This window comes from Gordonia effusa NBRC 100432, from assembly GCF_000241305.1.
GTDB classification, from domain to species: domain Bacteria; phylum Actinomycetota; class Actinomycetes; order Mycobacteriales; family Mycobacteriaceae; genus Gordonia; species Gordonia effusa.
Genome location: NZ_BAEH01000120.1, coordinates 58884 through 84121, shown reverse-complemented (window position 1 = coordinate 84121; position 25238 = coordinate 58884). Strand labels below are relative to the sequence as shown.

Annotated in this window: 4 protein-coding genes; all 4 read right to left on the bottom strand. The window is 64.1% G+C overall.

What is annotated here, in order from left to right; all coding sequences use genetic code 11:
* Positions 1–302 precede the first annotated feature (302 nt).
* Genes entS through GOEFS_RS20785 form a run of 4 tightly spaced genes read right to left on the bottom strand, consistent with a single transcriptional unit; the run spans position 303 to position 25238 of the window.
* Positions 303–1595 carry an enterobactin transporter EntS gene (gene entS / locus GOEFS_RS20800; protein WP_007319933.1) on the bottom strand — a complete coding sequence of 431 codons (1293 nt, stop codon included), beginning with the start codon at positions 1593–1595 and terminating at the stop codon, positions 303–305.
* Positions 1592–14731: a non-ribosomal peptide synthetase gene (locus GOEFS_RS20795; protein ID WP_007319932.1), complete on the bottom strand. Its 13140-nt coding sequence runs from the start codon at positions 14729–14731 to the stop codon at positions 1592–1594. Before GOEFS_RS20795 ends, entS begins: the two co-directional genes overlap by 4 nt.
* A complete protein-coding gene (locus GOEFS_RS20790) occupies positions 14728–22161 on the bottom strand; it encodes a non-ribosomal peptide synthetase (protein ID WP_007319931.1) in 7434 nt (2477 codons plus the stop codon). The genes GOEFS_RS20795 and GOEFS_RS20790 overlap by 4 nt, the downstream gene beginning before the upstream one ends.
* On the bottom strand, positions 22158–25238 hold the full coding sequence (locus GOEFS_RS20785) for a non-ribosomal peptide synthetase (RefSeq protein WP_007319930.1): 3081 nt from the start codon (positions 25236–25238) through the stop codon (positions 22158–22160). Before GOEFS_RS20785 ends, GOEFS_RS20790 begins: the two co-directional genes overlap by 4 nt.

Genomic DNA, 25238 nt, shown 5'->3' with positions numbered 1-25238 from the left:
CGGCACTCGACCATCGGCCTTCACCGCTGGTCGAGTGGCCGGCGAGGCGTTAGCCGAGTCGGGTGTATCGAGACCACCGAGATCCGAGATATCTTGGCCGCGTTGGTATTTCGCGTTGCGGGGTCTCGATACGCGCGCGTCTCGCTGCGCTCGTCGGGCGCACTCGACCATCGGTGGGAGGTACCCCCGGCGATCGGTGATCGGCACTCGACCATCGGCTTTTGCCGCTGGTCGAGTGGCCGGCGAGGCGTTAGCCGAGTCGGGTGTATCGAGACCACCGACACCCGCAGATCCAGCGACGTTCAGCGCGTTGCCAACGCCGGTTCTCGCCGCACTCCGACCAAGGCGCGCAACGTCAGTGCGGCGATGACGCCGAGTATCGCCAGAATCACTCCGTAGTAGACGATCGCGTCCGACGCCGCCCAGATCGTTCCGAGGAGGCCCGCGACGAGGGCACCGACGGTGACTCCGCCTACCTCCTGGGCCATCCAAATGCCATTCACCCGTCCGAGCAGCGGCCCCGGCGTGTGTTCCTGGATCAGCGCGTATCGAATTACCTCGCCGACCGCATCGAGGAAGCCAATGACGAACAGTACGGCGATGGCCAGCCAAGCGAACGGCGCCAGGCCGAAGAGAATCTGGAATCCGCCCGCGAGAATCAGCACGATGAGAAGCAGTCGGCCGGGTCGCGTGACGCCGGACATCCAGCCGCTCGTCAATGCCGCGACCATCGCGCCGGCCGCGACCGCAGCATAGAGCAGGCCCGTAGCGGCCGCGTTCTCGTCGAATCGCTCGGCGACTAGTGACGGTAGTAGCGCGATCAAGCCGGTGCCGAGCATGGTCACGACGCCGACGATCATCACGCCGGTTACCACTCGCTGAGTCCGTAAGAAGTCGAGCAATGACGGCGGTTCAGGTTGTGCCGCAGTATCTTCCGGCGTGGGGGTGGACACTGCCGCTGGCCCGCCGGTCGGAGCCGTCGGTGGCATCGACGGCAAACCTAACAGGATGAGCACTGTCAGTACGCCGCCGAGTGCCGCGACTGTATATGCCCATTCGACGCCGGCACCTGCGATGATAAAGCCGGCAATACCTGGGGAGACCGCCGCACCGATTCGCACGGTTAGCGAGTTGATCGCGCCGACTGCCATCAGATGTTCGGCTGGAATGAGCGTCGGTACCGCCGCCATCAACGCCGACGTCGATAACGCACCGATCAGTCCATCGACAACCGCGAGTAGATAGACCACCCACACCAGCGGCTCTCCACCGAACGCGCCGAACGCGTTGGCGGCCAGACCGGCGAAGGACAGTGCCGCACCGCTTCGTCCGATGATGATGAGCAATTTACGGTCGAACCGGTCGGCGAGCATACCGCCGAGCAACATTCCGACGAAGGTACAAAGTCCAGTCACGGCGGTAGCCGCACCGACGTGCGCCGACGATCGCGTGAGGTCGAACATCTGCACCGGGACCGACACCAGCAGGAGGCCAATGGCCAGCAGCGAGATGAGTCGGGCGACGAATACCCGGCGAAACGGGGCGCTGACGCGCAAAGGGGTGAGGTCGATGAGGACCTGGGACGCGGCACTCATGACGCTCCTGTCTGTGTTGACGAATCGGTGGTAGATGCATGGGCCTGAGATCGGCATACCTCGGTGAGCGCGTCGAGCCAGCGGTCAGCCAACTTCACAACGGCGTCGGCGTCGATGATCCGTGGCTGATATGTCCACGTCGCGCGCAAACTCGTGCCGTCGGGACCGTCGAGTGTGGTGATGTCGACGATCAGGCCGTATCCGGCGGGCATCGCGTCACCCGGGCCGATATCTGCCGATTCGGGAGCCATGCCCCAGTCATCGAAGCCGAATGATCGGTATCGCCCAAGATAGTTGAATTCGATTGCGGCTCCGGATAATTGCTCGCCATCGAGATAGCGGAGCAGCCCGTAGCCAATTCCGTCGTCGGCGAATTCGGCCCGGCGTTCGGCGACCTGACGCGCCTGCTCAGCCGGCACCGCAGGACCTCCGACCGCGACCGGGTGCACCGCGGTGAACCACCCGACCGTGCCCGAAAGGTCCGCACCCGGAACCAATTCTTCGACGCGGCCGTGACCTTCGAGGTCGACCAGCGTTGGCGTGCCCGCCGCGGTGCCGAATGCGCCGAGGAGCACATCGTCGATAGCGACACCGAGCTGCGCCGGAACAGGTCCGAGAACCTGCTGGGCCACGTCCGAATCCACCATCACGCGGTGTACCCGCGCGGTGCCCTGAACATCGCGGCGCGGATCCAGCTTGTCGCTGAACAGGCCTAGCGCATTCGCCGACGAGATGGTCTCTCGCCACTGAGGCAATTCATCGGACCGGTCCTCGCCGACGAGTTCGCGTACGAACGCACCGTAATCGGTGGGTGCCGCCGCGAGAGACACCGAATCGGCAGGCAGGCCATCGGCGAGTTGCGTGTAGACCGCGATGAACTCGGGAACCACCGTCCGCCAGGACACGCCATCGACCACCAGGTGATGAATCTGCAGCAGCAGCCGACCCGGCTCGTCGCCGAAGTCGATCAGACTCGCTGACACCATCGCACCAGTGCGGGGATCCAGACGTGCCCGGGCGCGTAGCGCAACCGCGTGGACATCGCGTTCGGTCTCCACGACAACCGTGGGATACATTCCGGCAGAGAGACTTTCGCTCGTTGGAATGTCGAATCGCCACGATGGCTCCGAAGTCACCAACCGGGCGCGGAGCATGTGATGGCGCTGGAGCAGCAGTCGCAGGGTCTGATCGATCAGAGTCGTGTCGATGTCAGCGGGCACGGTCAGCAGTGCGGACTGATGGAAGCCGGCAATCGTTTCCGGTCGTCCATCGGCGAGTTCTTGCAGCCAGCGCACGATCGGCAGCGCGGGAACCGGTCCGGACGCGACGTGCTCGAGCGTGACCGTCGATGCCGCTGCGGTAGGCAGGAATTCGGCGAGCTCACCCGCCGTGCGGTAGGTCATCACGTCGCGTGGCCCGACGGTGAATCCCTCGGTGCGCAACCGGCTGACTAGGGCCATCGCGACAATCGAGTCACCGCCGAGTTCGGTGAAGTCGTCGTCGAGACCGACTGTATCGACCGCTAGGTCCAGTACGTCGGCGAAAGCTTGGCACAATTGCTTCTCAATCGCATTCTCCGGCTTACGGATTCGGGTCTCGATTGTCGGGAGCGGCAGGTTTCGGCGGTCGATTTTTCCGTTCGGCAAAGTCGGGAACCGATCAAGGATCACAATCGCCGACGGCACCATGTAGTCCGGTAGCACCGTGCGGGCCGCCGAGCGCAGCGCAGCCGAATCCAGTTGTGCGCCTTGTTCGGTGACCACATAACCGATCAGCCGTCCATCGCGCGCGACGGTCAGCGATTGCGATACGCCGTCAACACGCGTCAGGGTCGCTTCGACTTCGCCGAGTTCGACTCGGAACCCGCGGATCTTCACCTGGTCGTCACCGCGACCGCGGTACTCCAAATATCCTTCGCGAGTCCATCGGACCACGTCGCCGGTGCGGTACATCCGCGAGCCATCGGCACTGAACGGGTCGGCGACAAATCGTTCCGCGGTGAGATCGCCGCGATCGAGGTATCCCCGCGCCAATCCAGCGCCGGAGAGATACAACTCGCCGTCGACTCCGTCAGGCGCTGGGAGTAATGAGGTGTCCAGCACGTAGGCATGAGTACCGTCTACTGGTCGCCCAATTACCGGGTGCTCGGTGTCGCGAGCACGCGCGACCAGCGCGTCGACAGTGCCTTCGGTCGGTCCGTAGAGGTTATAGGCATCCGACTCGGTGAGCATCCGCAGTCGCTGCCACTGTGCGTCGGGAACCGCTTCGCCGCCGAATCCGATGGCAGCCATACGTTCGGGCGCCTCACCAAGGCGTGCGAGATGTGACGGTGTCAACTCCAGGAAGTCCCACTCGTCTGAACTCAACTGTGTGGCAAGAGCTTCCGCGTCCCGTTGAGTGTCCTCGTCGACAATGACCAACTCATGTCCGTCGAGTAGCCACAGCTGGGGTTGCCACGACGCGTCGAAGGCCAACGACCACGCATGACCGACCTTGAGGTGCTGCCGGCCGGTGCGTTCCTTAGCGGGGTCGTAGAGCATGCGCCGGTGACTGGCGAACAGATTCGCCAATCCGCGGTGCGGCACGACGACACCCTTGGGTGTTCCGGTGGATCCTGACGTGAAAATCAGGTAGGCGGGATGTTCGGGCAGTAGTGGTCGTGCTCGGGTAATCGATTGCACGTCAACCGAATTCGCCGACAACAGGGGATCGTTGAGGCTGTCGATCACTCGAACCGGTCGAGCCAGCTCCGTCATGGCCGCGACGCGTTCGATCGGCGTCGACGGGTCGATCGGCAGATAGGCAGCACCGGAGTAGAGAACCGCGAAGATGGTCTCCAATGCGACAACGGTTCGCGGCAACGACACCACCACGACGTCTTCGGCGCCGATGCCCTGCGCGGCGAGTTCGGATGCTATCGCTCGCACTCGCCCGGCGAGTTCACCGAATGTGCGGGTGCCGTCAGACCCGGATAGTGCGCGGGCGGTGGGGACGGCGGCCACAGCAGCATCGAATAATGCGGCGAAGGTTGTCGGCGCTGGACCTGATCGGAATGTATCGCGGTATTCGGCGGCGATCCGAATGTCGAGCTTGCGCAACGACGCATCGGGATCGTCGACCATATAGCGCAGAATCGACTCCAGTCGAATGGCCATCGCCTCGACGGTCGTGCGGTCGAATAGGTCGGTGCTGTACTCGATGACGCCGCCCAGTTGAGCGTGCGAACCCGAAGTATCCTCGACGAAGTCGAAGGATAGGTCGAATTTGGCTGTCGTCGGTGCGGGCAGGGCGGTGTCACCCGAGAGGTCGAGTTGTCCTTCGACATACATGACCATCGTCTGGAAGAGCGGGTTCATCGCGGTGGAGCGAGCCGGTGACACCGCTTCGACGACCCGCTCGAACGGAAGATCGCGGTTGTCGAATGCGGCGAGGTTGTTCTCGCGGACCGAGGCGAGGAGGTCACGTGTCGACTCCGACGACCCGACATCGGTCCGAAGCACCACGGTGTTCAGGAAATAGCCGACCAGCTTGTCGAGTCGCGGATCGTTACGCACGGTGACCGGCGTACCCAGCGGAATATCGCCGCCACCGCCGAGCCTCGACAGCAGGACAGCGACGGCCGCTTGAATCACCATGAACATCGACGTTCCGGTCGCGTTCGCGAGTATTCGCAGCTTGTCGGCCAATTCTGTTGGCACACGCAGGAATACACCGTCGCCGCGACCGGACGGTCGCGCGGGACGCGAACGGTCGTACGGAAGTGCCAACTCTTCGGGGATTCCCGCGAGGGTAGTGCGCCAGAAATCCAACTGGGCCTGTGCGCGGTCGCCAGAGCAGGTCTCGCGTTGCCAAGCGGCGAAATCGGCGTATTGCAAGGGCAATTCGGCCCAGTCGGGGCGCGTGCCGGCCAACCGTGCCAGGTAGGCGGCATCGAGATCAGCCCGCAGCGGCGCCGCCGACCACTCGTCGGTTGCGACGTGGTGCATCGTAAGCACGGCGATATCCGATGTCGCGGTAACGCGAATCGGGATTTCGGTCTCGAGGTCGAACGGATAGCCCGCGGCCACCGCGAGATCTGCGGCGTCGGCGGCGACCGATACCGACACCAGTGGCTGGTCAACCAGTTCGGGTCGTTGTCGCGGATAGCGAGTGCGCAGTACCTCGTGGCGTTCAACGACATCGCCGATGGCTGCCCGCAGCACCTCGATATCGATGGGTTCGGACGCCGAGGGTCGCCACAGTAGTGGGACGTTGTAGGTCGATGATGGCCCCGCGAGCGCGTCCAGGGTCAGCATTTGCTCCTGACCGAACGATAGAACTGGCTCGGTCGACTCACGCCGAACCAGCGGTACCGACTGCGCCTCGGTATCACCGACACTGTCGAGATATGCGGCGAGTTGGGCGACAGTGGGCAGATCGAAGAACACCCGCAAACTCAGGTCGGCCCGTTGTGACTCCCGGATGGCATTGATGGCCTTGATAGCCAAAAGTGAATGTCCGCCCAGCGCAAAGAAATTCGCGTGAACGTCGGTTACCGGGCTGCCCAAGACCGCCGCGAAAGCCTCGGCGACCGAGATTTCGGTACTGGTTGTCGGCGCTGCGCCCTCCGCTTGTGTCGGCAGTGGTAGTGCCCGCCGATCCAGTTTGCCGGTGTGATTGAGCGGGAATTCGTTGAGGATCACCAGCGGGGCTGGGACCATATAGGACGGCAGAGCAGCGGAGAGGCGCTCGGCGAGACTGCTCGCGAAAGTCGACGGCTCGACGGGCTGTTCGTCGGGTACCACCCAGCCAACGAGGAGTTCACCGGTAACCGCGACCGCTGCGGCACTGACACCGTCGATCGCCCCGATGACCGCCTCGATCTCACTGAGCTCTACGCGGTTGCCCCGGACCTTCACCTGGGTGTCCGCGCGCCCGACGTAGTAGAGAACGCCGTCACGTCGCCGCACCAAGTCGCCGGTGCGGTAGAGACGTTTGCCGGCCTCACCGGTCGGATCAGCCACAAACGCCGCCGCGGTCAGGTCCGGTCGGCCGAGGTAGCCCCGAGCCAACGCGACGCCGCGTACATAGAGTTCGCCGACGCTGCCGTCGGCGACACGGTTGAGTGAATTGTCGAGGACCAGCAGATCTGTGCCGGCGATCGGGCGGCCGATCGGCACCGGCCCCGATACCTCCCGCGCGAGAGTCTCGTCCGTGACCACGACCGTCGTCTCGGTCGGGCCGTAGGCGTTGGTGATGCGTAGCGGAACAACGCGATCGGGGTGTTCCGCTGCCACGAGAGCGCGAGTGACAAGACCGGCGGTCAGCGCCTCACCACCGGCGATGATCGACCTTAGGGTAGGCGTTTGGTTCAAGTACGGAACGAACAGATCGAATACGGAAGGAACGAATACGGTTGCGGTGACCCCGAATTCGGCGATGATCTGCGCTTGCCGTCGCGGGTCGCGTTGCGCGCCCGGCTCGGCAACGACAACCGAGGCGCCGGCCGCGAATGCGAGCAGTAGCTCCCAAACCGCGCCGTCGAATCCCGCGGGCGTCTTGGCCAGCACAACGTCGTCCGTACCGAATCCGCCGGGATAGGTAGCCAACCGCCACCGCAGCACGTTCACGATGCTTCGCTGCGATACGACGACGCCCTTCGGGCGACCGGTGGACCCGGAGGTGTAGATAACGTAGGCCGCGTCGTTCGGATTGGTCGAGACGACTACGGGGGCAGAACCGTCGTGGTCGGCGAATATGTCGTCCGCCCCAAGGGGCACCGTCGTGAATCCCGTTATGCGCATGAGGTTGACCTCGTCAACGAGCACTGCGGTCGGTCCGGCATCGTCGAGAATGAGAGCGATACGATCGTCTGGGAGGTCGGCGTCGATCGGCAGATATGCCGCGCCGGCGCGGAGCGCTGCTTGGAGCCCCACCAATTGTGCGATCGACCGGTCCATGAAAACGGCGACCACGTGGTCTTGTCCGACGCCGACATCACGCAGTCGAGCGGCAGTGCGGTCAACGAGACGATCCAGTGCCGCGTAGGACAACTCGCCGCCTAAGGTGTCCCGCAAGGCCACTGCCGCAGGATGCGCGCGGGCGGTCGATCGGAACAACTCGGTGAGGGAGCGACGGTCATCCATTGCGGGCGGGCCGCTTTCCGCTGCGAGCAGGTCGGCGGTCGCGGCGTCGTCGAGGAGTTCGACGGCGTGGATGCGGACCCCTGGATCGGTGGCAACGGCGTCAAGTATTCGGTTTAGGTGGTCGAGCAGGGTGGTCACTGTACTGGAGTCGAACTGCTCGACGGCGTACTCGAGTGCGACAGTCAGTTCGCCGGTCGCGGTGATATCGATGAACGTGAACGCAAGGTCGAATTTCGCGCCGACTGCGGTGAGTGGCTCGAAAGTCGCTGGAATACCGAGGAATTGATCGGGCGCGTTGTCGAGCGGCAGGTAGCTGATACTGACCTGGAATAGTGGGTTGCGACCCGCGACGCGATCAGGAGCCAGTTCTTCGACGATTCGCTGGAACGGAACGTCGGCGTTGTCGAACGCGGCCAGATCGGTGGTGCGGATACGGTCGAGCAGTTGGCCGAAGGTCGGGTGCCCGGAGACGTCGGCTCGCAAGACCTGGGTGCCAACGAAGAATCCGACGAGGTCGTCCAGCGCCGGGTCCGAGCGTCCGGAAATCGGGGAGCCCAGTGGGATGTCGTCGCCGGCACCCTCTCGATGAAGAAGTGTTGCTACGGCCGCTTGCAGCAGCATGAACATACTGGCGCCAGCGGATCGCGCCGAATCGGCGAGTCTCGCGCGGGTATCGGCACCGATGACCACGGTTTCGGTCGCGGCGGGGCCCGGACTTCCCGGCACCCGCGCGCGATCACGCGGCAATGTCAGTTCGGCGGGCAGAACCGCCAATTGCTCGGTCCAATACGCTAATTGCTGATCGCCCAACTGGGCGACTTTGTCCCGGTGCCACAGCGCGTAATCGGCGTATTGCACTGGTAGAGGTACGAATTCGGGTGCGCTGCCCGCGACGCGAGCCGCGTATGCAAGTGTGAGATCGGTCAGCAGCGGCCGGTCGGACCACTCATCGGTAGCGATGTGATGCATACCGATCGCCACGATGGCCGACGTGAACGCACCGGCCGCGTCGCGGAGTTCGGTGACACCGACCCGGATCGCGGGCCGCACGCGTAGATCGAATGGGCGGGTGAGGATTTCGGCGGCACTCGCGGTGAGCGCTGCCGAGTCGGCCGCGGCATCGCGCGATGCCGTTAGCCGTTCGACGCTAAGAAGCTCGGGAATCTCGATCGGCGCCAGGATGCGTTGGCGCACATCAGCACCGGAATCGTCGATGACGGTGCGCAACGACTCGTGGCGGGTGACCACATCGAACAGCGCCAGCCGCAACGCGTCGACATCGATCGGTTCGTGCAGTCGCACCACATGGCCGTAGTGATAGGACACGTCGGCCGGGTCGAGTTCGTAGAGCACCCAGAGGCGCTCCTGCGCCGGTGACAACGGAACGCTGTCCGCGCGATCTCCGACGGGAATATCGGTGGCGGTGCCGGTAAGCCGCGCGCGCAGGGCGATCTCGGCGGGGGTGCGCGCCTCGAACAGATCCCGTATCGCGAGCTCGGCACCAGTTGCGGTACGCACTGCCGCAACCAGTTTCATCGCTGCCATCGAATGCCCGCCAAGTTCGAAGAAATCGTCGTCGACACCGACCGCGGACTCTCCGTCGCAGTCCGGGTCAAGTCCGAGCACCTGTGCGAAGACATCGCACAACGTGCGTTCGAGGTCGGTTGTCGGGGCACGACGCACGGTGGTGCGCTGTGGCTCGGGCAACGCGGCGACGTCGAGTTTGCCGTTGACCGTCATCGGGAACGCTTCGACGGTTGCGAATAGCGTTGGCACCATGTAGTCGGGGAGAACCGAACTCAGTTCTCGGCGTACGACAGAGAAGTCGACCGTGGGCGACGAATTGTCGGAGTCCGCTGGAATGACGTATGCCACTAGGCGTTTGATGTCGGGTGCCGATGGATCGGCCGCCGCGATGACCGCTGATCCGGCGATTTGCGGCAGAGCGGTCAGCGCGGCATCGATTTCACCCAGTTCGACCCGGTAGCCGCGAATCTTCACCTGATCATCGGTGCGCCCGAGGAAGTCGAGGTTGCCGTCCGGACGAACCTTCATGAGATCGCCGGTCCGGTACAGACGCCCACCGCTGTGAAACGGATCTGCGACGAAGCGTTCGGACGTCAGATCGGGACGCCCGAGGTACCCTCGGGCGAGGCCCGCGCCGCTGATGTACAGCTCCCCGGCGATACCCGTCGGCACCGGTCGAAGCCACGGGTCGAGTAGATGCGCGGTGGTATTCCAGATCGGCGTGCCAACCGACGACGTCGGCGACTCGTCGGTGCCGATTCCGAGGGTGTTGATGGTGTATTCGGTTGGGCCGTAAAGGTTATAGCCAAATGTGGCGGGGTGGTCGCGCAGATGCGTCCAGACCGGATCGCTGACCGCTTCGCCGCCCAGTAGGACCAGCGGTGGTACATGGTTGTCGGTGCCGGGTGTCAGGAGACCGTCGGTGATCAACTGTGCCGCGTAGGTCGGAGTCACGTTGACCACATCGATCCGATGCTCGCGACAGTAGTCCACCAGCGCCGTCGAATCGCGTCGCAGATCTTCGTCGCATACGTGCACGAGGTGTCCCTCGACGAGCCACAGCAGCTCTTCCCAGGACATGTCGAACGCGAACGAGACGGTATGAGCGATCCGGAGTTGCCCGGTGGTACCCACCGCGGCCGCCAACTCGATCGCCGGAGCGAACACTTTCTCCCGGTGATTGAGTTGCATATTCGTCAGACCGCGATACGGGGTGATGACCCCCTTGGGTTTGCCGGTCGATCCAGAGGTGTAGATGACATACGCGGGAGAGTCCGGATTAACCTGCGGCGCAACCCAATTCGATCCCGACGCCTCAGGAAGTCGATCAATGAGGAGCGTGGGCAGACCTACCTCCGCGAAGCGCCCGGCCACCTGCGAGTGCGTGAGTACCAGTAGTGGTGCGGCGTCGTCGATGATCGCCCGAAGGCGTTCGTCGGGGTGATCCAACTCCAATGGAAGGTAGGCCGCACCTGCTCGCAGGATGGCGAAGAGCGCCACCACGGTGTGCATGGTTCGTGGAATAGCCAGCGCTACAACGGTTTCCGCGCCGACACCGTTCTCGGCCAGAATCTGTGCGCAAGTGTCGACAGCAGCATCAAGCTGTGCGTAGGTCATTGATCCGGTGTCGGTGGCGGCGTGCGAAACCAACGCTGTCGCGTGAGGTGTAGCGGCGGCCTGGTCGGCTAACAGGCCCGCTACCGTGCGGTGCGGCAACTGATGCGCGGGACCCTGCATTGCGAGATCGGTCGGTAACGTCAGATCCACCGCGGCGACCGGCGAATGCAATGACGAGCCAATGGATTCCAGGGCCGAACGGAATCGTGTCACGATCCCCGTCGCGGTATCCGGGGAGATCAAGTCGTCTCGGTATTCGAGACGGAAGGAGATGTCGGCTCCGGGACTGACCACCAGAACCAACGGGTAATGCGTGTGGTCGAGGCTTCCTTCGCCGACGACGTCGTGCAGCGCGGACTGAGTGCGCTCCTCCTCATCGGTACGGAAGTTCTGCAGCACATACAAAACGTCGAACAGCGCGTTCTGACCGGAGTCCTCGAGTAACTGCGCCAGCCGCACATGGTCATAGGCCATGAGGTTGACGCGGTCGTCTTGAACCCGGCGCAACAACTCGACCACGGGCTCGTCGGGTCGCAGTATTGTCCGGACCGGAACCGTGTTGAGGAATAGACCGATCACCGTATCGATGCCGGGAACCTCGGTCGGTCGCCCGGCCACGGTCGATCCATAGGCGATATCGGTTCGGCCGAGCACTCGGGACAGAGTGAGAGTCAGCGCAGTCGAGAGCACCGTGTTCAAGGTGACTCCGGCGGTCCGTGCGTCTGCTCGTAGCCGCTCCGAAAGGTCAGCGCCAAGATCTACCTCGATGCGTCGAGGCGGGCGGGGAGTAGTGCCCGCGGCCCGCGGCGCAACCAGGGACGGCTCATCGTAGCCGTCCAGGTGGCGAGCCCAATGTGCTCGAGCATCAGTGTCGTCATTGTGGGCGACCCACGATAGGAAGTCGCGTAGCGACGCCTCCCGCGCGGGCACTGCGGTTGCGTTGAGATAGGCCAGTAACCGGGAGACGAATAGGCCACCAGACCAGCCGTCCCACAACATGAATCGGCGATTGACGACCAGCCGGTCGCGTCCACCAGGCAACCGGACGAGCGTCATCCGCCACAACGGGGCGTCATCGAGTGGTATGTCAGCAGCACGGTCGTCGGCGAGGACCTTGTCGAGGGCCCGCGTCGCATCGGATGAACTCGCGTCGTCGAATGCCGACAGATCGACCTGGGTCAGTCTCGGCATCACGTCGGCACGGATGATCTGGACCGGGGTGCCTTTATGGTCGATGAATGCCGCGCGGAGTTCGGGGTTGTCCGCCATCAGTTGTTCGGCCGCGTTCCGCAACGCATCGGCATCGATCCGATGGCCGAAGTCCAGCCAGAACTGCGCGGTATAAATGTCGTCGTCGGCGTCGACCTGAGCCTGGTAGAACAGCCCTTCCTGCAGCGGCGCCAGCGGCCAGACATCCGCGATCGGTCCGTACCGGGACTCCAGTGTCGCCAGCTCCGAATTGTCTAGCTGAATCAGTGTGTCAGCGGCGAACTCGGTGACTGCCACGGTCACCGCATCGAGGATCGCCTGGGCATCGCGAATGCGAGTCGGGTCGGCGGTCGCCTGGACCACCCAGTGACCTTCGACGCGGCGGATATCGACGCTCAACGCGTGCGCGGTCGGCAGACCGTACTCACCGATCAGGATGTCGGCGTCGACGATTTCGCCGGACGCGGTCGCGGCGTCCAGGGCCGCGGCCACCTGCGGTGACAGGTAGCGCAACGCGTCGAGCGGTGGCCCCGCCAAGGTAGTGTGTTGTGGCGCAAGAGGATTGACTCGGACTGGATTGAGTGCTTGCAGGGGGCCGGTGGTTTGCGCGTCGTCTGCGGTACGAAGATCGACGGCCAGGTCGATGAGTAGTTCGTCAGGGGTTGCCTCTTCCCACACTTGGGCGAGGGCCTGCGTGACGACGGGCAGGAGCGCTGCCGAATCGGCCTGTGGGGGACGCCGGGTTCCGGTGATATCCACGGGCCGACAGATGGTCAGCATTTCTCGATTGTCGATTCCGGACTCTGGACGTGCGGCGCCGGCGCCCGGGGCCATGATTTTCAGCCACTGCGGCAGCGCCGATGGGTCGGCCGCGCTGGCGGTGAGTCGGGTAGCGATATCGGGTAAGGGGGTCGCGCAGGGGGCGAAGTCGACATGCCGCCGGTCCGCGAGGTCGTCGAGGGCGGTCTGCAGATCGGTCTCCAAGAGCGTGGCCGAGACTGGATCGATGAGCGCTGCGGGAAGATCGATCTGTACGTGGCCGGTCTGCGCGTCATAGTCCGCCACCGGCGGTGGGTACGCACCCGCTGGCTGGGTGGTCAAGGTCCACAGGATCGGCAGGGGACGCGCCAGGACGGTACGTAGTGCTGCACGGCGAGTTGCCAGGAGGGCGAGCGCGGAGTCGATATCCGCGACGTCGGTGCCGGGCACAGCGGTTGCGGTCAGCCGGCGCGGCGGTAGTCCGTCGGGATCGATTCCGGCGGTGCGTAGTCGATGAATCGCGGGAGTGGGTGGAACCGGCCCGGACACTTCGAGAATCGGTGCGGGCGCGATACCGGTCGACAACTGCTCGAAGCGAGCGGTGGGAGCTTGCGAAGCTAGGGCGATGAATTCGGCGAATAACTCGCCGATACGTGCCGCTCGCGGAACCGCGGACTCCACCGCGCGGATCACGACCTCGGCGGGCATCTCTTTGCGGCGCAACTGAATTTGAATCTCGACGTCGGAGACGGGGCCGGACGCCAGACCGTGGGCGACGAAAGGTTCGCCACCAATGGTCTGCCGGGTGGTATTGGCCATCACGTTCACCCCGAGGCCGAACATCCGATACGGCTGTCGCGGGGAGTTGGACTGTGCGGCCAACGCGCGACCAATATCCTCGCCGCGGAATCGACTGTGCGACAACAAGGCGAATAGCGCGCGATCCACCTTGCGCGCCGCGTCGGCGAGGTTATCCCGCGGATGCAGGGATATGCGCAGGGGCAGAACACTGGTCACCATGGCCGGGGCGGTTCGTACGACCCGATCGAGTCGACCCGTGACCGGCAGGGCGAGCACCAGATCCGTTGCGCCGGTGGAGGTATGGGCGAAGGCCGCGGTGGCGGCGATGAGCAGTACCGCGGGCCGGACGCCAGTTTCGCTGGCGACCGCGCGCAGGACGGAGAGTTGTTCGGTTGGGATATCGAATCGAGCTGCTACCGCGCCGATACCGGGCGGCAGATCGTCGTCGAGTAGCCGCACCGGCTCCGGGCGGTCACCCATCTTCGTTAACCAGTAATCGCGATCCTGCACGAATCGGTCGCCGTTGCGATAGTCGAGTTCAGCGGTGGTCACCGCGGACAAGTTCCAGTCGAACTTCCGGTCTTTGGCGTCATAGAGGTCGCGGATGGCCGTGGTGAAATGGATCAGTCCAAGCCCATCGCACACGAGGTGATGAACTTTGACGTAGAGGAAGATGGTGTTGTAGTCGGCGCGCAGTACCGCGAACCGGCTCAGCGGCCCGTTCTCAATATCCATCGGCCGCGCCATGTCGGCACTCATCCAGGCGTGCGCGTCTTTGCCGCGGATATCGACGAATTCCAGTGACCAGTTCTCGGCTGGCAAGATGCGCTGGTGGACTTCGCCTTCCACGACGGCGAAGACCGCACGCATCGCTTCAGCTTTGGTCAATGCTGCGAAGAGTGCGTCAGCGAGCCGATCTACGTCGATGGAGCCGTGAAACTCGGCGAAGAGGCCGGTGTTGTACAGCGTCGGATCCTGCGCCACCTGCATACCGAAGTAGATATCGCGTTGTCCGGCCAGGGCCGGTAGCACCTGTTCGGCGGCCAGGTCACCGGGGAATGACGGGTCCGCGTCGAGGGCGGCGTCGAGCGTGGTCATGAACGAACTCCAGAGTTAGATTGCCCGACAAGGGTTTCCACCGCGGTGCGCCAGGAATCGGCGAGGCGGGCGACAGTGTCGGTGTCGAGCTGATCAGGCAGATAGGTGAAACGCGCGGCGATGACCGGGCCGGATGCCTCGTCTCGGCATACGATGTCGATCTCCAGCGGGTAGGCCGCGCCCAGATCGGGATCGGCTGTAGCGGCCAGAGCGGTCGATTCGGCAGACGGACGCCAGGGCACACCTCCGCCGACAGAGAACCGGCCAAGGTAGTTGAGCAGCACACTCGGACGGCTGAGCGAGGCGAGTGCTGCGGAGAGTTGCGGGTTGATATATCTCAACATCGCGAATCCCGCACCCGCACCGGGCATCTGACGCCATGCCTGTTCGGCCGCAGTGACTGCCGCGTCGATGGTGTCGGCCTCAGCCAGGCGTAACGGCGCGAAGGTGGTGAACCAGCCGACCGTATGCGAAAGGTCGGCGGATAGGCCCGCGACATCGGTGTCGCGGCCATGGCGTTCGGTGTCGATGAGCAGATCGGCGGTACCGCAGACCGCCGACGCCGCGATTCGCAGTGCGCCGAGAAATACCGCGGTGATACCCACGTCGAGGGCCGCCGGAACATCGGTCACCAGTCGGCCCGAGGTTCCGGTGTCGAGGTCGATGACAAGATGTTGCTGGTCGCCGACCGTCCCCGGGGTGCCGGGACGTCCCGGCATCAGCTCGCCGCCGGGCGCGAGGATATTAATCCAATGTTCCGCCTCGCCGAGCAGTCGCGGGTCGGCGGCGAGGGTGTTCACCGCTGCGGTGTAGCTCGCCAGCGATGTGGTTGCCGGAAGAGATGCGGTCAGTCCGCCTGTCCTGCGCTCTTCGTAACACGCGGCGAGATCGTCGAGCAGAATTCGTCGCGATACACCATCAACCACCAGGTGATGAATCACCAGGATGAGCCGACCGGGTTCACCGGGGGCCGGACGTAGCAGGGTCGCGGCGACCATGATTCCCGACCGGGGCGCCAATCGCCCTGCCGCGGAGAATGATTCGACCCGAATTGTGTCGGCGATCGCGCCGTGTGCGTCAATGTCGACTACCCGCAGCAGGTCGGCCGCACGAGGTGTACCCACCGGAGCCGAAGTCAGCGACCACACCGAGCCGGCGACAACCTCGAGCGTTGCCCGCAGCGCGGGATGTGCATCGAGTAGGTCTTGCAATGCCGCGACGAGTACAGCCTCGTTCAGGTCGGCAGGAGTATCCACGACCAACGACTGATTGAATCGGTCGATCGTGCCGCCCAGTTCACGTAGTCGGTGTGAAGCGGGCAGGAGGCCGAGTGCTGTTGGCGCACTGGATGACTCCGCTGAGGCCGAGTCGTCTGCTTCGTCACTCGTGGCGGCCACGACTCGAGCTAGTGCGGCGACCGTGCGGTGGGTGAAGATATCCCGTGGTGTCAGAATGATTCCCCGACGGCGGGCGCGGTTGACCAGGGTGGTGGAGACGATCGAGTCGCCGCCGAGGGCAAAGAAGTCGTCGTCGACACCGACAGTGTCCAACCCCAGTGTGTCGGTGAAGATTTCGGCGAGTAACCGTTCGTTCTCGGTCCGGGGAGCCTGAGCGGAATCGTCGGTGGTTGGTGTTTCGGGGGCGGGCAGTGCTGCGGTGTCGGTCTTTCCGTTCACCGTGCGAGGGATGGCATCGACGGTGATTACCGCGGACGGCACCATATACTCGGGCAGCGTCTCGGCAATGTGTGCGGTCACGGTTTGGGCAGTCGCGTCGCCCACGACATAGGCGACGACGCGGGGTGAGGTGCCCGGACCTGTCCGAGTGACTACCGCGACATCGTCGATGCCTTCGACAGACGCGATAGCCGAGCGAATCTCGCCGAGTTCGATTCGGAATCCACGGATCTTGACCTGAGTGTCAGATCGCCCGGCATAGAACAGTTCACCGTCGGCACCGCGCCGGAAGAGATCGCCGCTGCGGTACATCAACGCTCCGGTGCCCGCGGGGTCGGCGACGAAGCGGGTTGCGGTAAGTCCCGGGCGATGCAGGTAACCGGCGGCGACCTGTGGACCGGACAGATAGAGTTCGCCGGTCGCGCCGGCCGGGACCGGGCGCAGATAACCATCCAGTAGTAGGCCGGTGAACCCGGGAAGCATCGGCCCGACGGCGCTGCCCAGTGCGGTGCGCGCGAAGTCAGCGTCGACGTCCAGGAAGCTCGAATGCACCGTGGTTTCGGTGATTCCATACATGTTGATGGTGCGCGCTTGCGGATGCCGAGAGTGAAACCCGTTGAGTCGCTTCAGGTCCAGCGCCTCGCCAGCGAAGATGACATAGCGTAGCGTCTCCAGGCCGCCATCCGTCGAGGCTACGTCGGCATCGGTGGCGTCGAGCGCGAAGAATGCGGTCGGCGTCTGCGAGAGGACAGTCACCCGTTCTGCGGCGATCAGTGCACGGAAATCTCTCGGCGACCGGGCGATGTCCCTGTCGACCAGCGCGATACGAGCCCCGGTGCTCAAAGCGCCCCAGATTTCGAAGACCGAGACGTCGAAGGCGTACGAGTGGAACAGGCTCCAGACGTCGTGCTCGTCGACGTCGTAGAGCGGTAAGGCTCCGGTTAAGAGGGCGACGACGCTGCGGTGATTCACCAGAACCCCCTTGGGACGACCCGTCGAGCCTGAGGTGAAGATGACATAGGCCGGTTGATCTGGCCGTATCGCGGGCAGCGTCGAAGTCGGGGCGTCGGTGCTCAGCGCGGCGCGCAGATATGAATCGTCCACGGTGACAGTGGGATTCGCATCGGACAGGATGCCGGCTATCCGATCGGCGGGTGATGCGGGGTCGACGGGCACATAGGCAGCGCCCGCACGTATGATGCCGATGATCGCGACAATCAGTTTCTCGTCGCGCTCGATACTCATCGCGACGAGATCGCCGCTACGCACGCCGTCGGCCCGCAGGCGGTGAGCAAGCCGGGTGGAGAGTTCGTCGATATCGGTGTAGCTCAGTGTCAGGGGCCCCGCGCTCACCGCGGGCCGGTTCCCGAAACGGGCTGCGGTAGCGCAGAATACGTCGACGAGGGTCGCGGCTTTGGGAGAGTTGTCGGACCGGAGCACCGGCACGGCGGGGGTGCCCGGGTCAAGTCGTAGTGCGGCGATCGGCATGTCCGGTTCGGTGCACAGTAGTCCGGCGGTGTGCCGAACCCGTTCGGCGAGCGCGAGGACGGTCACCTCGTCGAAGAGCTCGGTCGCGTATTCGACGCGCAGGGTGATGCCGCCATTGGTGGGCAACTGCGCGAACTCGAAGGTCAGGTCGAACTTCGAGGTCGTGCTCGGTGGGAATACCGGATCGGACGTCAACGCGGCGAATTCTGGTGCCACGATTGGATCGCGGTACTGCACCATGACCTGGAAAACGGGATGCCGGGCGAGAGACCGATCGGGAGCGAGTGCGCGCACAACGCTGTCGAAGGGGATATCGGCATGAGCGTAGGCGTCCAGGTCGGTGCGCCGGACTCGAGCGATCATCTCCGACAGCGTCGGATTGCCCGACAGATCGGTGCGCAGTGCGAGCGTGTTGACAAACATCCCGATGAGTGCGTCGGCGGCGACGCTCGATCGACCAGCGGTCGGTGTTCCGACGACGATATCGTTGCCGGCGCCCGATGCGGACAACGCGATGGCGACCGCCGCGTGCGTGAGCATGAACATCGAAGCGCCTTCGACGCGGGCTCGTTCTCCGAGCGCCGCCAGTTCGGTGGCGGTGAGGACTATCGTGACTTGCGCGCCTCGATGATCACGGTCGGCGGTACGCTGCCGGTCCACGGGCAGTGCGGTCTCTTCTGGTGCGCCGGAGAGGTTTTCCCGCCAGAACGACAACTGCCGACTCGCCAATGATTCCGAGTCGTCTTCGGTGCCGAGCCGGTTGAGCTGCCAGACGGTGAAATCGGCGAACTGCACCGCCGGCGCGGATACCGGTGTGCCGTTGTAACCGGCGGCGAGTTCGTCGAATAGCCGAGCGGCCGACCATTCGTCGGCGGCGATGTGGTGAACGGTGAGTAACAGCACGGCCTGATCCGTCTTCGCTACCCGAATCAGCTTGGCGCGCAGCGGATAATCCGCGGCAAGATCATATGGCTGGGCGATGCGTTCGGCGATCGCGATGTCGAGGTCTTCGGTGCCATCCGCGACCGTGTGCTCTTCGATCTCCACCGCGACCTGTTCGATCGGTGAGATGATTTGCTGACTGTCCCGAATGCGGGTCCGCAAAGTCTCGTGCCGCTCGACGATGTCCCGCAAGGAGTTTCGTAGGCGTGCCAGGTCGACTGCGCTGGCCGGGGTCAACCGCACTGCGAAGGGAATGGTGTACGCCGAGTCGTCGACGCCGCTCTGGAAATAGAGGCGTCGTTGTGCGGGCGAGAGCGGTAGCGGATCTGGCCGCGTAGTAAGCGCGACGGGCTCATCGACTGTCGACGAACCGGCATCGAGAAGTGCCGCGATATCGGCGATTACCGGGTTGTCGAAGATTTGCGCGACCGTGAGCGATTGACCGGTGGCCACCCGCAGCCGGGTGAGAACGCGTGTCGCCGACAGTGAATGGCCGCCGAGATCGACGAAATTGTCGTCGAGTCCGGGCGGATTCATCTTGAGGACATCTGCGATTGCGGCGACCACCACGTGTTCGGCCTCGGTGACCGGCGCGCGGTGTGTGGTCCGTATGACTCGGTGGGGAGCCGGCAATGCGCGGCGGTCGAGTTTCCCACCTGGGGTGCGGGGAATCCGCGGCAGTTCAGTCCAGGTTGACGGAATCATATACTGCGGCAACGACGTTGCGAGTGCAGCGGACAGCGTGCCGGTGCCGTTAAGGAAGTCGCCAGCTACATAGGCGTCGAGTCGCAGGGTGCCGTCGATGTCTGCTCTGGCGATGACCGCGGCTTCATCGACTACGTCGATCGTGAGGATCTCAGCTTCGACTTCACCGAGTTCGACGCGGTTGCCACGAATCTTGACCTGAGCGTCGGTTCGGCCGAGCAGCCGCAGCAGCCCATCGGCTCCGATCACGCCGCGATCGCCCGTGCGGTACATGCGGTTGCCAGAACCGGCGACATCAGCGACGAACGCGACCGAGGTCAGGCCGGGTCGATTGCGATAGCCGCGCCCGAGTTGGACACCGGTCACATAGACTTCACCGGCCATCCCGATCGGGACGGGTCGCAGGTGGCGATCCAGGACCGCGATACCGGTCCCCGGTACCGGTGAACCTACGTGTACATCGGATGTGATCACGCCGGCCGTGACGTCGCCGGCGACTTCGGATGATCCGTATGAGTTGACGACTTCTTCAGCGGTGCCGCGCAATCGATCCGCGGTGATCTGTGCTAGCGGCTCACCCGAGACGATCCATCGCCGCAGTCCGAGCGAAGTGGTTTCGCTCAGGACCGTCGCGAGCGACGGAACGGCGGTGAGTTGGTCGACATCGCGTGCGATGACCAAGTCAGACAGTTTGCCGACGTCCCGTACGGCGTCGTCGGGAGCGAGAACGACGGTAGCGCCGCTAGCCAGCGCTGCGAGCAGCTCGGTACTGCCATCAATGAATGCGATTGAACTCTTCGCGGCGATCACCGATGCAGTCCAACGCGTTGTGGCCCAGGCGATTCGGTTCGCCAGAGCGGCCGACGTGCCGACTACCGCCTTGGGGGTACCCGTTGAGCCGGAGGTGTACACGACATAGGCCGCCGCATGCGGTGCGGGGTGCGCGGGATCTGGAAGATCGGCCTCGTCGACGGAGCTGGTACGCCACCGCTCACAGGTCGCCGTATCGACAATTACATCTGGCGTGGAGTCGTCGAGCATGAAGGCAATCCGCTGCCGCGGATACTCCAGATCGATGGGAAGATATGCCGCACCCAGTCGTGCGGCGGCGAGCAGCGTGGCCACCAGGTCGACGCCGCGCGGCAACGCGATTGCGACCAGTGACTCTTCGGCGATCCCGAGCTCGGCCAGATGGCGGGCGAATTGTGCGGCGCGCCGGTCTAATTCACCGTAGGTAAGACATTCTTCGCCGAAAATCAGTGCGTCGTGGTCGGGGCGATCGGCTGCGACCGTCGCGATCTGCGCCGCGACCGGTACATACGGCAGGACGGGTGTGCGCGGCATTTCGGCTTCGATAGCGGGGACTGACAGCTTGCTGATCGCGCTGTCGGGCTGCGCGACAATCGAATCCAGGTACCCGACGAACCGCTGAAGGATCTGCGGCGGCACACCTCGGTACTCCAGTAGGACCCGGATCTTCTCTTCGTCTTCAACGAGAAGCGTTGCCGGGTAAGTATTTTCATCCGTGATAGTCGGCCTGACCGCGCCTCGGGGAAAGGACTCGAAAACGACGATGGAGTCGAAGAGTTCACCTACTCCGATCGCCGATTGGATATCACCGAGCGCGACGTGGTGATGCCCGATCAGCGCGAACTGCTCGCGCTGGACCCGCCGTAGCAGGTCGCGCACATTCTCGAACGGATTGAGCCGCACCCGGACCGGGATGGTATTGATGAGCATGCCGACCATCTCGTCGATGCCGGGTACCGCTGGATTACGTCCAGAGACCACCGCCCCGAATACCACGTCATCGGTGTCGTTGACCTCGGCGAGAACAAGGGCCCAGGCGACTTGAACTAGCGTATTTGTCGTGACGCCGGATGACGTCGCTAGCGCACGCAGGCGCGTCGAGGCGTCGATATCGAAACTGTGCGAAATCACCTGCGCCGCAGGCAGTCCCGAGGTGAGGGGAGAAGCGGAAAGCGTTGAATTCAACTGATCGAATGCTGCGGCTATCGGCGTGGGGGCGTCGAAACCCGCCATCGCGCGCGTCCACGGGGCTACGTCATTGTCTCGTGAACCGAGCCACCGATAGAACTCACTGATTGGCGCTACGGCGGAGGCGGCCGCGCCTCGGTAGGCCTCGACGATCTCGGCGAAGATCCGGTGAATCGACCAGCCATCGACGGCGATATGGTGGGCAACCATCAGCAGGGTGAGTCGGGGAGCCTCATTGACGAGCAGGAAGCGCACCGGTGGCGGTGCTGTCAATGAGATACCGCGCAGGCGTTCGGCGGCCCGCAACCCGTCAAGTCCGCCCGCCGGAACGCGATCAACCTTGTCCAGAACTACGTCAGCACCGGAGTGAACCCGGGCAACCGGTGTGCCGTTGCGACGCCGCGTGTATGAGGTGCGAAGGGCCGCATGGCGATTGACGACGGAGGTGATGGCCGCGCGCAGCTGTTCGGCATCCACCTGCCCGAGGTGGGCCGTCAGTTCGATATCGGCGAGGATCAAGTACGGATCGGTTTCCCGCGCCGCGCGCGGCTTGGTGGAGTGATAGACGATAGCTTCCTGCAGCGGGGTGAGGGGCAAGACGTCTTCGAGCGCCGCGGTCACAGTAGGTTGTCCTCCATCAAGTCGTCGAGTTCGTCGATGCCGATCTCGGCGGTCGTAGTTGATTGAGTGTTGACGTGCCAGGCAGATTCGCCGGTCGGGGCTGCCGCGGCGGCGACCAGTGCCAGCCCGGCCACCGTTGGGTGGTCGAAGACATCGAGGGGCGTCACCGTCCATCCGCCGCGCGCGGCGGCAGCGACCAGTCGCACGGCGCCGATGCTGTCGCCGCCGAGGAGGAAGAAGCTGTCGTCAGCTCCCACCCGGGGCACGCCCAGAACATCCGCGAAGGCCATCGCGAGTGCCTTCTCGGCATCCGTGCGTGGAGACCGAGTGTGCCCGGCGAGTGCGGCGAAATCAGGTTTGGGCAGAGCCCGGCGATCGACTTTTCCGTTGGGAGTCAACGGGATCGAATCCAGGGCGATCAATGTCGACGGCACCATATAGTCGGGCAACCGGGAGGCCAGTGCGGTTCGCAGCGCGTCCAGGTCGAGGTCGGCTTTCGCATGATCGAGTCCGTTGCTAGGCGTCAGGTAGCCAACGAGTCGGCCGTCATCTGCCACGACCACCGCGCGGTCCACCGAATCCTGCTGCGACAGTGCTGATTCAATGTCCCCGAGCTCGATTCGAAAGCCGCGGACTTTCACCTGGTGATCAGTACGTCCGAGACAGATCAGCCTGCCGTCGGGCAGTGCGCGGGCCAAGTCGCCGGTGCGGTACATCCGAGCGCCGACTGTGCTGAACGGATCTGCGACGAATCGGGTGGCGGTGAGCTCACCGCGTCCGTGATAGCCACGGGCAAGTCCTGCACCGCTCAGATAAAGTTCGCCCGCGCGGCCCGGTTGGACGGGCATCAGCGCGGCGTCGAGGATGCGGATTCCGGTGTTGTCGATAGGCAACCCAATCGAGGGAGCTTCCTCGGCGACGACGGGGGCGCTGGTCGACCAGATTGTGGTTTCGGTTGGGCCGTACATATTCGTCACCGACGATGCGGACTCTGTGAGGGCACTAGCGATGTCGGCGGGCAGTTGTTCACCTCCGACTAAAACCGTTAAGCCGGCCAGCGCCGGGGCATGGCCGGAGTCGAGAATTGCTGACCATAGCGATGGAGTGGCCTGCATGTAGGTGACCTCATGGTCGGCTATCAGTCGTGCCAACCGCTCGGGGCTGTGAACGTCCTCGGTGGCGGCGAGGATCACGGTGCTGCCGGCGGCGAGCGGAACTACTGTCTCCAGGAGCGATATGTCGAACGAGATAGTGGTTACCGCGAGGACCGATTGTCCTGGGCGATAACCTATTTGGTGAATCATCGCGGTGGTGAAGTTCCGTAGCGCCCTGGTGCCGACGACGACGCCCTTCGGCGCGCCGGTCGATCCTGAGGTGTAGATGACGTACACCGGTGAGTGGTTGTGCGCGGGCCGAACACGGGGTGCGTTGTGGTTGGTGCGCTGATTCTGGCGCGTGACAACGGCTTGCCCGTCGGCGCCGGGTTCGATGATGGCGATGGGGTCGGCGTCGATGAGGGTGGCAGCGATTCGGTCGGCCGGGAAGCCTGGATCGAGTGGCAAGAACGCCGCGCCGGTGCGCATAACGCCGACGAGTGCCGCCACTAACTCTGTGCCGCGTGGAAGTTTAACCGCGACAATGTCTTCCGGTCCCGCGAAGTCGGCAGCGACCGCAATCGCCGCGGACCGAATACGTAGTTGCCCGTAGGTGAGCGTTTCGCCGTCGGCGATGACCGCGATGGCATCGTCGGGGTGGCTGTCAATCGCGTCGAGAATAGGGACAGTCTCCGGGCGAATGTCGGTGGACCGATCGGCGTCGCGAATAGCCTGTACACGTCGCGCGGTGTCGATGACCCCCACTGGGAGCGATCCGATAGGTCTGCTGGCGTCGGCGATACAGAGCGACACGAACTCGCCGAGAGTGTCGGTGAGGCGGACGAGCTCGTCGAGGGAGTAGAGATCGGCGTCAGCATCGATCAGAAGTTCAAGATCGCCGTCAGTACCGTTGTGTGCCAAGTCAAGTGCATAGATGGAAAGGTCTACGACTGGCCCGCGCGCCAGCGAAGTTATCTCGGCTCGGAGGTCGTCGAATTCGACCGTCGACGAGAATGGCTTGATATTGATGGTTGGGCCGACGGCGCCGTCGACACCTACGCGACGGAGGTCGCGAACAATATCTTCGCCGCGATAGTGCGAGTGGGGTCGTAATGCACGCATCGCCCCGGCAACACGCTCGAGGACGACGTCGAGTGCATCACCGAGCCCGACCTCGACCCGCAGTGGCACGACATTGACTGTGCTGCAAGGGATATTGGCCGCTGGACTGCCGAACCGATTCATCATCGGAAAGCCGAGTACAACGTCGTCGGTCTGTGCCTGGCGAGAGCAAAAGGCCGCGATTGCCGCAGCGAGCCTGGCGGGGGAGCGGGTCAGGCCACCGGCGCCGCTGACTACGGTGCGCGCCGTATGGGTCGTGGTCGCGATCCGATGCGGTCGAGGAGCATCGGCGAGCGTGAGCGGGCCGGTCAACTCGGCCAGGGTGCGTGCCCAGAAATCGGCGGCGTCTGGCGTGGGCGCGTCGAAATCGTTTGCGAGAGTGGTGATTGACGTGAAAACGCGATCGTCGGCGAGGTCGGCGTAGAGCTGACCCGCACGCCGGACCAACAGCCCGAGCCCGTAAGCATCGATGACAATATGGTGTGCCACAACGAGAATCGCGGTTCGCTCACCGGCGGTGAGTATTTCGATGCTCGCGCATGGGCCGACGCCGGGGTCGATGCCAATGTGTAGCCGGCCCTCGACGTGAGCCGTGATGAGCGTTGGTTCGACGCCGAGATGCTTACGCGTCACCTCGATCGGGCGATTGTCTGCAACGTAGACGTCGCCGTCGGAGTCCTGGTGGAATATCCGACCTAGCCCGTCCGCCTCCGTGACTGCGCCGCGGACCGCGGCGAATAGGCGTTTGTGATCAACGTTGCCATGCAGCTCGATGAGTTGGGCGACAGTGAATGGAGTCGACGACGCCGTGACAGATTGTGCGAACCACAAACCGCGCTCAGCCGCCGAAGCGCGGCTCAT

Coding starts and splice junctions, on each gene's coding strand:
- entS (WP_007319933.1), bottom strand. CDS start 1,595: ATGAGTGCCGCGTCCCAGGTCCTCATCGACCTCACCCCTTTGCGCGTC.
- GOEFS_RS20785 (WP_007319930.1), bottom strand. CDS start 25,238: ATGAGCCGCGCTTCGGCGGCTGAGCGCGGTTTGTGGTTCGCACAATCT.
- GOEFS_RS20795 (WP_007319932.1), bottom strand. CDS start 14,731: ATGACCACGCTCGACGCCGCCCTCGACGCGGACCCGTCATTCCCCGGT.